The organism is Sphingomonas sp. jy18 (assembly GCF_056931895.1).
Genome location: NZ_JBXPBT010000001.1, coordinates 326,636 through 338,184, shown reverse-complemented (window position 1 = coordinate 338,184; position 11,549 = coordinate 326,636). Strand labels below are relative to the sequence as shown.

The 11,549-nt window shown below is 66.9% G+C and carries 14 protein-coding genes; 12 read left to right on the top strand and 2 right to left on the bottom strand.

Going from position 1 to position 11,549, the window contains the following annotated elements:
• Positions 1–18: 18 nt before the first annotated feature.
• Positions 19–1,272, bottom strand: coding sequence for a sensor histidine kinase (locus AC0QC4_RS01655; RefSeq protein WP_483657975.1), 1,254 nt, complete (start codon positions 1,270–1,272; stop codon positions 19–21).
• Positions 1,273–1,387: 115 nt separating this feature from the next.
• On the opposite strand from AC0QC4_RS01655, the gene AC0QC4_RS01650 reads away from it, so the two are divergent.
• The 6 genes from AC0QC4_RS01650 (at position 1,388) to AC0QC4_RS01625 (ending at position 5,611) form a co-directional block, all read left to right on the top strand.
• Complete coding sequence (locus AC0QC4_RS01650) at positions 1,388–1,840, top strand: hypothetical protein (protein ID WP_483657974.1); 453 nt, start codon at positions 1,388–1,390, stop codon at positions 1,838–1,840.
• 58 nt (positions 1,841–1,898) lie between these two features.
• Positions 1,899–2,195 (top strand): HPr-rel-A system PqqD family peptide chaperone, encoded by a 297-nt coding sequence (locus AC0QC4_RS01645; RefSeq protein WP_483657973.1) that lies wholly within the window; start codon positions 1,899–1,901, stop codon positions 2,193–2,195.
• Complete coding sequence (locus AC0QC4_RS01640; protein ID WP_483657972.1) at positions 2,192–3,058, top strand: HprK-related kinase A; 867 nt, start codon at positions 2,192–2,194, stop codon at positions 3,056–3,058. The genes AC0QC4_RS01645 and AC0QC4_RS01640 overlap by 4 nt, the downstream gene beginning before the upstream one ends.
• Positions 3,055–4,158 carry a nucleotidyltransferase domain-containing protein gene (locus tag AC0QC4_RS01635; protein WP_483657971.1) on the top strand — a complete coding sequence of 368 codons (1,104 nt, stop codon included), beginning with the start codon at positions 3,055–3,057 and terminating at the stop codon, positions 4,156–4,158. Before AC0QC4_RS01640 ends, AC0QC4_RS01635 begins: the two co-directional genes overlap by 4 nt.
• 71 nt (positions 4,159–4,229) lie before the next feature.
• Entirely contained in the window at positions 4,230–5,174 is a 945-nt protein-coding gene (locus AC0QC4_RS01630) for an SH3 domain-containing protein (RefSeq protein WP_483657970.1), read from the top strand.
• Positions 5,175–5,242: 68 nt separating this feature from the next.
• Positions 5,243–5,611, top strand: coding sequence for a VOC family protein (locus AC0QC4_RS01625; protein ID WP_483657969.1), 369 nt, complete (start codon positions 5,243–5,245; stop codon positions 5,609–5,611).
• Here the strand turns inward: AC0QC4_RS01625 and AC0QC4_RS01620 are convergent.
• Positions 5,601–6,335: an HAD hydrolase-like protein gene (locus AC0QC4_RS01620; protein WP_483657968.1), complete on the bottom strand. Its 735-nt coding sequence runs from the start codon at positions 6,333–6,335 to the stop codon at positions 5,601–5,603. The two genes, AC0QC4_RS01625 and AC0QC4_RS01620, sit on opposite strands and share 11 nt — an antisense overlap.
• Positions 6,336–6,421: 86 nt before the next feature.
• Here AC0QC4_RS01620 and glmU point away from each other — a divergent pair, with 86 nt between their 5' ends.
• Genes glmU through AC0QC4_RS01590 form a run of 6 tightly spaced genes read left to right on the top strand, consistent with a single transcriptional unit; the run spans position 6,422 to position 11,501 of the window.
• A complete protein-coding gene (gene glmU, locus AC0QC4_RS01615) occupies positions 6,422–7,777 on the top strand; it encodes a bifunctional UDP-N-acetylglucosamine diphosphorylase/glucosamine-1-phosphate N-acetyltransferase GlmU (RefSeq protein ID WP_483657967.1) in 1,356 nt (451 codons plus the stop codon).
• 3 nt (positions 7,778–7,780) lie between these two features.
• Entirely contained in the window at positions 7,781–8,314 is a 534-nt protein-coding gene (locus AC0QC4_RS01610) for a GNAT family N-acetyltransferase (RefSeq protein WP_483657966.1), read from the top strand.
• 28 nt (positions 8,315–8,342) lie between these two features.
• Entirely contained in the window at positions 8,343–8,615 is a 273-nt protein-coding gene (locus AC0QC4_RS01605; protein WP_483657965.1) for a ribbon-helix-helix domain-containing protein, read from the top strand.
• A complete protein-coding gene (locus AC0QC4_RS01600; RefSeq protein WP_483657964.1) occupies positions 8,612–8,980 on the top strand; it encodes a PIN domain-containing protein in 369 nt (122 codons plus the stop codon). Before AC0QC4_RS01605 ends, AC0QC4_RS01600 begins: the two co-directional genes overlap by 4 nt.
• A 20-nt stretch (positions 8,981–9,000) precedes the next feature.
• Positions 9,001–10,824, top strand: a complete 1,824-nt coding sequence (gene glmS, locus AC0QC4_RS01595; protein ID WP_483657963.1) for a glutamine--fructose-6-phosphate transaminase (isomerizing) — start codon at positions 9,001–9,003, stop codon at positions 10,822–10,824.
• Between the two features lie 2 nt (positions 10,825–10,826).
• Positions 10,827–11,501 carry a nitroreductase gene (locus AC0QC4_RS01590; RefSeq protein WP_483658633.1) on the top strand — a complete coding sequence of 225 codons (675 nt, stop codon included), beginning with the start codon at positions 10,827–10,829 and terminating at the stop codon, positions 11,499–11,501.
• Positions 11,502–11,549: the final 48 nt, after the last annotated feature.

Below are 11,549 nucleotides of genomic sequence, written 5' to 3'. Positions count from 1 at the left end.
GCCTGTTCGGCCCGGGCCTCAGGCCGGACGCTGAGCCTGCGCGGTTTCGATGGTCTTCGCGAGCGGCAGGCGCACCCGTACGATCGTGCCTTCGCCTTCGCGGCTTTCGATGTCGAGCCGCCCGCGATGCCGCTCGACGACATGCTTGACGATGGCAAGGCCCAGGCCCGTGCCACCCAGCGTCCGGCTGCGTGCGCTGTCGACGCGGTAGAAGCGCTCGGTCAGCCTGGGCAGCGCATCGGCGGGAATGCCGTCGCCCTGGTCGGCCACCGACAGCTCGACCATCTGCGCCCCGGCGGGGTTCAGACGGACACGGATCGGCGTGGCCGCGCGCCCATATTTCATCGCATTGCCGATGATGTTGTGCAGCAGCTGGGAGAGTTGCGCCCGATCCGCCTTGACCGGGGCGGGGCCCTCCAGCTGCAGCGCGACATCCTCGCCCCGCGGATCGGTGGTGGCCGCGATCTCGGCGGCGACATCCCTGACCAATTCGGCAAGGTCGATCACCTCGTCGGGCAGATAGCCCTTGCTGGCTTCGATGCGGCTGATCGAGAGCAGATCCTCCACCAGCCGCAGCATGCGCCGCGCTTCCTTGTCGAGCACGCCCAGAAAGCGCTGCCGCGTCGCCGCGTCTCCGCCCGCTTCGGGGTCGGACAGGGTTTCGACAAAGCCGATGATCGCAGCCAGCGGCGTGCGCAGTTCATGGCTGGCATTGGCGACGAAATCGGCACGCATCCGCTCCACGGCGTCCCGCGCGGTCTGGTCGGTCAGCCCGACCAGGCGGCTGCCGTCGGCCAGCGGATAGGTGCGCATTTCCCAGCGCTGGCCAGGCCTGCCAATGCCGACAAGATCGGTAACCCCGCCCGCGCCGTGGGTGCGCGGATTGGCCAGCCGGTCGGCTGCCGCGGGATGGCGGATGGCGGTGCGCACGTCCGCGCCGACGATGAAATCGCCCAGCAGCGCCCGCGCCGCGCGATTGGCCGCGCGGACCTGCGCGCTGTGCACCAGCAGCAACGGCAGCTCCAGCACATCGAACAGATCGTTGAAATCGGGGCGCAGGTGCAGCGGCTGGACGACCGGGTCGGTGACGGGCTCGCGCCGCGCCGGCCGCGCCGCCACCGGGCTGGCCGCAAACACCAGCACCACCGCTGCGGCTCCGGCCAGGGCGAGGACGATGACTGCGCTGACCGGCGCGCCGAGCAGCCAGGCGAGCAGCGCGCCAGCGATGATGATCGCGAGAGCAACCAGGATCAGGGAGAGCGGGTTGCGCATGGGCGTGGGTGGGCCTTGTGGCTGGCGAGTCGCGAAAGTTAACGTGCTTGCCATAGTGGCACATTGGCCGACGCGCATCTTTTGTGCTGGGGCCTGGCTGTGTTAGGGCGCTCGCATGGCAGACCAAGACCCAGCCCCGACACCCCAAGGCGAGGACAGCGCCGATCGCGCAACCGGCACCGCCGGTCGCGCAACCGGCACCGCCGACGGCGGCCGCCGGCAATTGCTGATGCTGGGCGCGGCCGGGGCGGCGTCTGTGCTGACGGTCCGTCCGGCCTTTGCCCAAACCGCCGTTTCGGTGTTCAACTGCCAGATTCCGGTGCCCGATGCGCCGCGCAGCGGCCAGTATATCGCTCTCGATGGCGCGCTGGTGCCACCGGGTACGCAAGGCGCCTTCCCGCCGGCGCCCCGCCCCTTCACCGGTGAGGAGGTGCGCGCCGCCCTGCAGGGCCGCTCGCTCCCCGGCACTACGAGAGATCAGGGCGCGGCCTACATGAATTACATCCGCCGCCTGCGCGCGGGGCAGAGCGGCTTCACCTGCTATGCCTCGATCCAGATGCCGCGCTGAGGTCTTTTCGATTACCGCAAACCGCAGCCCGGGGCTGCGGGATTGAAGGCAGGATCGGGTGACAAAACCTGCTGACGCTCAGACTGTCTGGCATGCTGCTGCACCCGATCGGCTGCGCGTCGAGCCGCTCGACAGCCTGACCGCCGTGTTCGATCGCTTGTCGGGGCAGACCCATATCCTCGCCACGCCGATGCCGGAAATCCTTGCCGCGCTTGCGCTCGCTCCCGCCACCGGCGCGGAATTGCTGGCCCGCCTCTCCACCGCCTTCGACCTTGCGGCAGAAGGCGATCCGCTCGCGGTCATCGATGCGCGACTGCAAGAGCTCGCCGCACTCGGGCTGGTGGAGGCGCGGTGAGGCACCATCACGCCATGCGCATCGGCCCGGTCGCGCTGCGCGTCGGTTCCGACTGGGCGGAGCCGGTCGAGCAGTTGCGGCGGCTCTACACCGGTTATCCCGCGCCCGGGCAAGGCTTCGCGCCGGCCACCGTCCGGCTGGAGGCCAACCGCTGGTGGCGGCGCTTCGTCCGTCCGTCGGTGCATATCCGTGGCGATTACACCATACCCGATGCGCTGCCGTTGCCGCTCGCCCAAGGGCTGCTGGCCGCGGAAATGGGCATGAACCTGCAGGTCGCGCTGGGCTGGCGCCAGCATCTGCTGCTGCATGCCAGCGCGGTCGAGCGCGACGGGCGGGCGGTGGTGATGATCGGCGCGTCGGGATCGGGCAAGTCGACGCTCGCCGCGCTGCTCGGCGAAGGCCCATGGCGGCTGATGGGGGACGAATTCACCCTGCTGGCGACCGATAGCGGCCTCGCCCACGCCTTCCCGCGCCTTGTCAGCCTGAAGAATGCGGCGATTGCGGAAATGGAACGCCGTGTTCCGGCGTCGCGCTTCGGCCCGCCGATCGAAGGGACGCCCAAGGGCCGCATCCGCCATCTGATCCCGCGCGCCGATGCGATCGCGCGGATGGACGAACCGGCGCGCCCGGCATTGTTGCTGTTCCCGGAATATGGCGGCGCGCCGGGGCTGCGGCCGGTGCCACCATCCGAAGCCTTTGTCCGCCTGACCGAAAGCTCGACCAACTATGTCGCGCTCGGCGAGCCGGCCTTTGCCGCGCTGGTCCGGCTGGTGGGCGCGGTGCCCGCTGTCGCCATCGGCTATGGCTCGAGCGAGGAGGGCATGGCGACAGTCGAGGCGCTGTGGGCGGCGCTGCCCGCATGAGCGCGATGCGCGCCCTCGTCGCGGCGCTGCGCGAGCCCGCCAGCGTGACAGCGCTCGATGGCACAGGCTGGAGCGCGCTGATCGGCGTGGCGCGCGCCGAGGTGCTGCTGGGCACGCTGGCATATCGGCTGGCCGATGTCCCGGTGCCCGATGCCGTCCGCGCCGTGCTCGATGCCGCCCGCATCGCTGCCGATCAGGCGCAGGTGCACGCGCTGTGGGAGGCGGAGATGTGCCGCCGCGCGCTCGCGCCGCTTGGGTTGGCACCGGTGCTGCTGAAGGGCACCGCCTATGCCGCCGCCGGGCTGCCCAATGCCGCCGGGCGGCAGATCGGCGATCTCGACATCCTCGTCCCCCGCGACCGGCTCGACACGGTGGAGGCGGCGCTGCGCGCGGCGGGGTGGGAATGGGTCAAGGACGATCCCTATGATCAGGCCTATTACCGGCGCTGGATGCACGAGCTGCCGCCGCTGATTCACCAGACCCGGGACCGGATGATCGACGTGCATCACACCATCCTGCCGCTGACGGCACGGATCAGGCCGGATGCGGCAGCGATGCTGGACGATGCGCATGCGTTGCCCCTGCCGACCCGGTTCGCAAGTCTGCATGAACCTGAAGAGTTTCCCGAGGAGCCGGCCGATCCGTCTGAGGCTCCGCCGGTTACCGGCTGTCGTGTGCTCGGGCGCTTCGACATCGTCCACCATTGTGTCGCGCACCTGATGGCCGATGGCGAGCTCGACGGCGGTCTCAGGAATCTGTGGGATTTCCATTGTCTGGTGCAGGAGATGGCGCGGCGCACCAACGGCAAGTATCTGAAGGACTTGCAGGCCGAAAGCGGACGGCATGGCCTGTACCGCCCCTTCGCCAGGACCGCGCGCCTCGCGCACCATCTGTTCGGCACGCCGATCTATGTGGCAGAACCCCTGACGCTCGCCGACCGCCTGTTCCTGCGCCGTCTGCTCGCCCGCGACGATTGGGGCAGGGAAACCCGGCCGTTGCTGCGGCTCGCCTTCACCATCCGCGGGCATCTGCTGCGGATGCCGCTGCCCATGCTGCTGCGCCATCTGTGGGTGAAATGGCGCAAGCGCAGGGCGGCCTAGTGACGTTGGTCACGCGTAACGAAGGCGGGCAAGCGCTAAGGCTGTGACCCTCAATTGGGGAGGGTTTCGCCATGGCCATCTATGTCGTCAAAAAGGGCAATCTGTTCATCCGGTCCACGCCGGGCAATGCCGACAGCAGCAACATCATGGCGGTGTTGCACGAAGGCACACCGATGGAGGTGCTCGACGACAGCGACGCGCGCTGGTGGAAGGTCGAGGTGATGGTGCCCGGCATCGACGATTTGCGCGGCTATGTGGGCAAGGCCAGCATCGTGCCGAAAGCAAGCGTTGCGATCGTCAGCGAGAGCGGGCCGAAGATTCCCGCTGTCCATTACAAGGAAGGCGATCCGGCGGTGGTCCGCACGCGCATCGCCGGGCCGCAGCCGCTGGGCGAAGCGGGCATGCCGCGCCGGATGAAGGCGGACGGCCTCGCAATCGCGCCACTCACCAGCTTCATCGACTGGGCCAAGGTCGAAAACCCGGCCAACAAGCGCTGGAAGCCGCGCGGCATCACCTTCTGCAACATCTACGCCTATGACTATTGCTACGCCGCCGGTGTATTCATTCCGCGCGTCTGGTGGATGCCCGCCGCGATCAAGAAATTGCAGAACGGCGCCGATGTCGAGGTCGGCTACGGCACGACCGTGCGGGAGATGAACGCCAATTCGCTGCACGACTGGCTCAACGACTGGGGCGGGGAGTTCGGCTGGAAACGCACGGTCGATCTCGACGAGCTGCAAAGCCAGGCCAATGACGGCGCCGTCGCGGTCATCTGCGGCCGTCGCAAGGACCTCTCCCGGTCCGGGCATATCACCGTGGTTGCCCCGGAGCATGACGGCCACAAGGCGCATCGGGTAGCGGGGAAGGTGCAATTGCCGCTGCAGTCGCAGGCGGGCATGACCAATGTGCGGCTCGGTGCCGCCGGCGAGCCGACGGTCGGCAAGCAGTGGTGGCTGGGCGCGCAGTTCGACAGTTTCGTCTGCTACTACAACCGCAAGGCCTCACGCTGGAGCTGACTGGCGTCACAGCTTGACGACGATCTTTGTTCCCTCTACGTTCTCAATCCAGGCTGAGGGAGGGAAAGATGATCGGCTATGTGACCCTGGGGACCAACGATCTGGCGCGGGCAGCGGCATTTTACGATGCAATCGCTGCCGAGCTGGATACGCCGCGGATGATGGAGTTCGACGGGTTCATCGCCTGGGGCAAGCCCGGCGGGGCGGCGGGCATCGGCCTGACCAGACCTTTCGACGGCAAGCCGGCGACTGTCGGCAATGGCGTGATGGTGGCGCTGGAGGCGAGGGACAAGGCGCAGGTACACCGGCTTTATGACATCGCGCTGGCCAATGGCGGTAGCTGCGAAGGCCCGCCCGGACCGCGCGGCGACAGCTTCTATGCCGGTTATTTTCGCGATCCCGACGGCAACAAGCTCAACGCCTTCGTCATGACCTGATCCGGGGATCGAGCCGCTGGAGTGTCGGCACGAGTGCATCGAAATGATCGATGATCGCCTCGGCACCCAGCGTTTCGACCGGCTGCATCAGGAAGCCGAAACGACAGGCGATGGCCGGGATGCCCGCCGCATGCGCGGCGTCGATGTCGAAATGCGAATCGCCTACAAATACAGCCCCGGGAACGGTGGATGTACGTCTGAAGCTTCCGGTTGCTCCGCCCGGCATCATCGCGCTGCATTGCGCGATCATGGCCCGGATCGGTGCCGGATCGGGCTTCGCCGTGGGCAGCGTATCGCCGCCGATGATCGCATCGAACCGCTTGGTCAGGCCCAGCGCGTCGAACAGCAACCGGGCAAAATGTTCGCGCTTGTTGGTGACGATGGCGAGGCGGACGCCCTGCGCTGCCAGCTCATCGAGGGCATCGAGCGCGCCGGGGAACGGCCGGCTGTGCACCGCGATATGCGCTTCATAATGCGCCAGAAAGGCATCGAACATGGCTTCGAACCGCTCGGGCGCGGGTGTCGGCGCACCGGCTGCCTCGATGCCGCGGGCCAGCATCCGCCGTGCCCCGCCGCCGATCGCCGAGCGGATCTGCGCGGGTGTCAGCGGCGCAATGTCCGCCATCGCCAGCGCATGATTGGCCGCGGTGCGCAGATCCTCGGACGTGTCGATCAATGTCCCGTCGAGATCGAAACCGACGATGGAGAAGGGAAAGTCGCTCATTGTCGCGGCGATGCCGCGCCATGGTGGAAACCGCAATCTTTTGCTGGCAAGGGCAGCCGGACGATTGCCTTGCACTTGGATATGCCATGACCGACCCTGCCCTCCGCCGCCCGCTCGCCGCCATCATCCTTGCCGCCGGATCGGGGACGCGGATGAAGTCTGCCAAGCACAAGGTGCTGCACAGCCTCGCCGGCAAGCCGATGCTGCATCACCTGCTCGATACCGTCGCCGGCCTGGGTGCGGAGCGCACGGTGGTCGTGGTCGGTGCCGCCGGGGAGCAGGTGGAGGCGGCGGTTGCGGGGCGCGAGGTCAGCATCGCCTGGCAGCATGAGCAGCTCGGCACCGGTCACGCGGTCGCGCAGGCCAAGGAGGCGCTGGCGGGGTTCGCTGGCGATGTGCTGATTCTCTATGGCGACGTGCCGCTGGTCAGCGCTGCGACGATGAGCCGGATGATCGAGCGGCTCAGCTTCGGGATAGAGCCGCGCGCGGTCGTGCTCGGCTTCCGCCCCGCCGATGCCGGCGCCTATGGTCGCATCCTCGCAGAGGGCGACGGCACCATCGTCAAGATGGTCGAGTATAAGGACGCCTCGCCGGAGGAGCGCGCGGTCGACCTGTGCAATTCGGGCCTGATGGCGGTGCGCTCGGCCGACCTGTTCGTGCTGCTCGATAGTATCGGCAACGACAATGCGGCCGGCGAATATTATCTCCCCGACATCGTCATGCTGCCCGGGCAGGCGAGCGCGGTGATCGAGGTGGAGGATCCCGTCGAAGTGACCGGCGTCAATGCCCGCGGCGAACTGGCGGCGCTCGAGGGCGTATGGCAACAGCGCCGCCGGGCCGCGGCGATGGCCGATGGCGTAACGCTGATCGCGCCGGAAACCGTTTGGTTTAGCCACGATACGGTGCTCGCGCGCGATGTCACGGTCGAACCCAATGTGTGGTTCGGCCCCGGCGTCCGCGTGGCCGAGGGTGCGACGATCCGCGCGTTCAGCCACATCGAGGGCGCGGACATCGGGCCGTCGTGCGAAGTCGGCCCCTATGCCCGGCTGCGGCCGGGCGCGGTGCTCGAGAAGAAAGCCAAGATCGGCAATTTCGTCGAGATGAAGAAGGCGCGACTGGGCGAAGGCGCCAAAGCCAATCACCTGACCTATCTGGGCGACGCGGACGTGGGTGCAGGCGCCAACATCGGCGCGGGAACCATCACCTGCAATTATGACGGCTATTTCAAATACCGGACCGTGATCGGCGAGGGCGCGTTCATCGGCAGCAACAGCGCGCTGGTCGCTCCGGTCAGCATCGGCGCCAATGCCATCGTCGGCGCTGGCAGCACGGTGACCAAGGATGTCGCCGCTGGCGATCTCTGCCTGGTGCGGCCGGCGCAGGAGGCGAAGGCCGGCTGGGCGACGCGGTTCCACGCGGCGATGAAGGCCAAGAAGGGCTGAGCCATGCCGGTCGAAACGCTGGTGACCGATCAATTGCTGCTGCGTCAGCTCGTGCCAGGCGACGCCGCGGCGCTGCACCCGATGTTCACCGACGAAGAGGTGATGCGCTACTGGTGGCGCGGTCCGCATGCCTCCCTGGCCGAAACCGAAGACGCGGTTCGCCACAACGCCGAAGCCCGAGACGACCTGGCGTGCTGGGCAATCACCAGCGATGGCAGCAGCGCACACGGCTGGATCAACCTGCGCATCAAACGCGCCGGGGTTGCCGAGGTCGGCTACATATTGTCGCGGGCGTGCTGGGGGCGCGGTTTCGGCCGCGAGGCATTGACGGCGGTGGTGACCCATGGCTTCGGCACGATGGGTCTGCGCCGCATCGCGGCCGATACCGATCCGGACAATCAGGGATCGATCGCGCTGCTGCGATCGCTCGGTTTCGCGCTGGAAGGGCATTTGCGCGGCGAATGGGAAACCCACATCGGCGTCCGCGATTCGCTGATCTTCGGCCTGCTCGCCGACGAGTGGAAGGCGTTGACATGATATCATGATATGATATCAGTATATCATTATGGCCCGATTCCTCGTCGACATACCTGAAGAAGATGTCGCCCGGCTCGACGCGATGGCGCGGGCCGAGGGAAAATCGCGTGCGGCGGTGCTGCGGGAAGCCGTGGCCAGCTATATTGCTGCCGAATCCAAACAGGGGTTCGAGAAATATTTCGGCCTGTGGGAACGGCATGGCTCTACCGTCGATGGCCTCGAGTATGAACGGCAGCTGCGCGGCGAATGGCCGGACGTGTCCGACCTCAACCCGCTCAACAAGAAACGTGACGCCCCGTGAGCGAACGGTTTTTCGACACCAACATCGTCATCGACATGTTGCACAATCGCCCGGCGGCATGGGCCGAGGTGCGCAATGTCACGCGCGCATGGATCAGCCGGATGACCTGGATCGAAGTGATGTCCGGCGTGCCGGACAGCGCTGCGGCCGAAACCGAGGAATTTTTGCGGCTGTTCGCGATGAGCGAAATCGACGAGGAGATCGCTCGCCGGGCCGCTGCGCTCAGGCATCATCGCAAGACGCTGAAATCGCCTGACGCAATCATATTGGCGTCGGCGCAAGTGTCCGGACGAATCCTCGTCACACGAAACACCAAGGACTTTCCGGCAGAGATGCCGGGCATCCGGGTACCCTACATCCTCTAACAAGAAAGCTGCGTTGGCTCATGTGCGGAATTATCGGAATTGTCGGCAAGGAACCGGTGGCGGACCGACTGGTCGATGGCCTCAGGCGCATGGAATATCGCGGCTATGATTCCGCCGGCGTCTGCACCGTGCACGAAGGCCAGCTGGTGCGCCGCCGCGCCGAGGGCAAGCTGGTGCATCTGGTCAGGGAATTGGCCGGCAATCCCGCACCCGGCCTGATCGGCATCGCCCACACCCGCTGGGCGACGCATGGCGCGCCGACCACCTCCAACGCGCACCCGCACGCGACGGGAGAGGTGGCGCTGGTCCACAATGGCATCATCGAGAATTTCAAGCCGCTGCGCGACGCGCTGATGGCCCGCGGCCGCCGGTTCGAAAGCGAGACCGATACCGAGGTCGTCGCGCATCTGGTTTCCGAACTGGTCGAGGCGGGGCATGCGCCCGTCGCTGCGGTCAAGGCGGTGTTGCCGATGCTGCGCGGGGCGTTCGCACTGGCCATCGCCTTCCGTTCCGACCCCGACATGCTGATTGGTGCGCGGCTGGGTTCGCCGCTGGTGGTCGGCTATGGCGATGGCGAGACCTACCTCGGCTCGGACGCGCTGGCGCTCGCACCGCTGACCCAGCGCATCGCCTATCTGGAAGAGGGTGACTGGGTGATCGTCACCCGCGACGGCGCGCAGATTTTCGACAAGGATAACCAGCCGGTCGAGCGCGCCATCACCATCTCCGGCGTCACCGCCGCCGCGGTCGAGAAGGGGCCCTATCGCCACTTCATGCAGAAGGAGATTTTCGAGCAGCCGACCGTCGTGGCACAGACGCTGCAAAGCTACATCCGCGCGGTCGAGGCGCAGGTGGCGCTGCCGCAGATGGACTTCGATCTCGCTGGCGTGAAACGCATCACCATCGTGGCGTGCGGCACCAGCTTCTATGCGGGCATGGTGGCGAAATACTGGTTCGAAACCTTCGCCCGGGTGCCGGTCGACATCGATGTCGCGAGCGAGTTCCGCTACCGCGATCCGGTGCTGGAAGAAGGCGGGCTTGCGCTGTTCATCAGCCAGTCGGGGGAAACAGCGGACACGCTCGCGGCGCTACGGCATTGCAAGGAGCAGGGCCAGACCATCGCCGTCGTCGTCAATGTGCCGACCAGCAGCATGGCACGCGAAGCGGACCTGCTGCTTCCCACCCATGCCGGGCCGGAAATCGGCGTCGCCTCGACCAAGGCCTTCACCTGCCAGCTCGCCGTGCTCGCCGCTTTCGCCGCGCATCTGGCGGTCAAGAAAGGGCGGATGAACCGTGCCGAGGAGCAAGAGGTGGTGCGCCACCTCACCGAAGCCCCCGCCGCATTGAACGCCGCGCTGGCGCATGACGAGGATATTGCTGCAATGGCGCACCTCATCGCCCCGGCGCGTGATGTGCTTTATCTGGGACGCGGGCCGGACTATCCGCTGGCGCTCGAAGGCGCGCTCAAGCTCAAGGAGATCAGCTACATCCACGCCGAGGGCTATGCGTCGGGCGAGATGAAGCACGGGCCCATCGCGCTGATCGACGAGGCGGTGCCGGTGATCGTCATCGCGCCGAGCGGCCCGCTGTTCGAAAAGACCGTCAGCAACATGCAGGAAGTGCGCGCCCGCGGCGGCAAGATCGTGCTGATTTCCGACGCCCAAGGCATCGCCGAAGCCGGCGAAGGCTGCATGGCGACCATCGAAATGCCGATGGTCCACCCGCTGATCGCCCCGCTGGTCTATGCTGTGCCGGTGCAGTTGCTCGCCTATCATGTCGCCTGCGCCAAGGGCACCGACGTCGACCAGCCGCGCAACCTGGCAAAGAGCGTGACAGTCGAATGAGCATGGGCTTCGACGAGGTGATCATGGGTCGCCGCAGCATCCGGGGGTACAAGCCCGATCCGGTGCCGCGCGCGCTGATCGAGGAGATACTCACGCTGGCGATGCGCGCGCCCTCGTCGATGAACAGCCAGCCGTGGAACTTCTACGTCATCACCGGCGAGCCGCTGAACCGCATCCGGCAGGGCAACTGCGAGCGAATGCTGGCCGGGGTGCCGCAATCGCGCGAGTTTCGCATCGGCAGCGGCGGCTTTACCGGCGTCCATCGCGAGCGGCAGATCGGCGTGGCCAAGCAGTTGTTCTCGGCGATGGGCATCGCCCGGGACGATGCCGAGGCGCGACAGGACTGGGTGATGCGCGGTTTCCGCCAGTTCGACGCGCCGGTGTGCGTGATCGTCACCTACGATCGCGTGCTGGCGGAAAGCGACGATGCGCCGTTCGATTGCGGTGCGGTCGCCACCGCGCTGGTCAACGCCGCCTGGTCGCGCGGGCTGGGCGCGGTGATCAACAGCCAGGGCATCATGCAATCCCCGGTGGTGCGCGAACATGCCGGCATCGCCGAGGACCAGGTGATCATGAAGAGCATCGCGCTGGGCTGGCCGGACGAGGACTTTCCGGCAAATGCGGTGGTCTCGGAACGCAAGTCGGTGGATGAGGCGGCGGTGTTCGTGGGGTTCTGAGGCGACGCGGCACGGACAACACCTTCCGTTCCTGCAAAGGCCCTAGTT

What these genes read in the sequence shown, in the direction of transcription:
- glmS (WP_483657963.1), top strand. Translation starts at nt 9,001, where the DNA reads ATGTGCGGAATTATCGGAATTGTCGGCAAGGAACCGGTGGCGGACCGA.
- AC0QC4_RS01655 (WP_483657975.1), bottom strand. Translation starts at nt 1,272, where the DNA reads ATGCGCAACCCGCTCTCCCTGATCCTGGTTGCTCTCGCGATCATCATC.
- AC0QC4_RS01620 (WP_483657968.1), bottom strand. Translation starts at nt 6,335, where the DNA reads ATGAGCGACTTTCCCTTCTCCATCGTCGGTTTCGATCTCGACGGGACA.
- AC0QC4_RS01590 (WP_483658633.1), top strand. Translation starts at nt 10,827, where the DNA reads ATGGGCTTCGACGAGGTGATCATGGGTCGCCGCAGCATCCGGGGGTAC.
- AC0QC4_RS01605 (WP_483657965.1), top strand. Translation starts at nt 8,343, where the DNA reads ATGGCCCGATTCCTCGTCGACATACCTGAAGAAGATGTCGCCCGGCTC.
- AC0QC4_RS01630 (WP_483657970.1), top strand. Translation starts at nt 4,230, where the DNA reads ATGGCCATCTATGTCGTCAAAAAGGGCAATCTGTTCATCCGGTCCACG.
- AC0QC4_RS01610 (WP_483657966.1), top strand. Translation starts at nt 7,781, where the DNA reads ATGCCGGTCGAAACGCTGGTGACCGATCAATTGCTGCTGCGTCAGCTC.
- AC0QC4_RS01625 (WP_483657969.1), top strand. Translation starts at nt 5,243, where the DNA reads ATGATCGGCTATGTGACCCTGGGGACCAACGATCTGGCGCGGGCAGCG.
- AC0QC4_RS01635 (WP_483657971.1), top strand. Translation starts at nt 3,055, where the DNA reads ATGAGCGCGATGCGCGCCCTCGTCGCGGCGCTGCGCGAGCCCGCCAGC.
- AC0QC4_RS01650 (WP_483657974.1), top strand. Translation starts at nt 1,388, where the DNA reads ATGGCAGACCAAGACCCAGCCCCGACACCCCAAGGCGAGGACAGCGCC.
- glmU (WP_483657967.1), top strand. Translation starts at nt 6,422, where the DNA reads ATGACCGACCCTGCCCTCCGCCGCCCGCTCGCCGCCATCATCCTTGCC.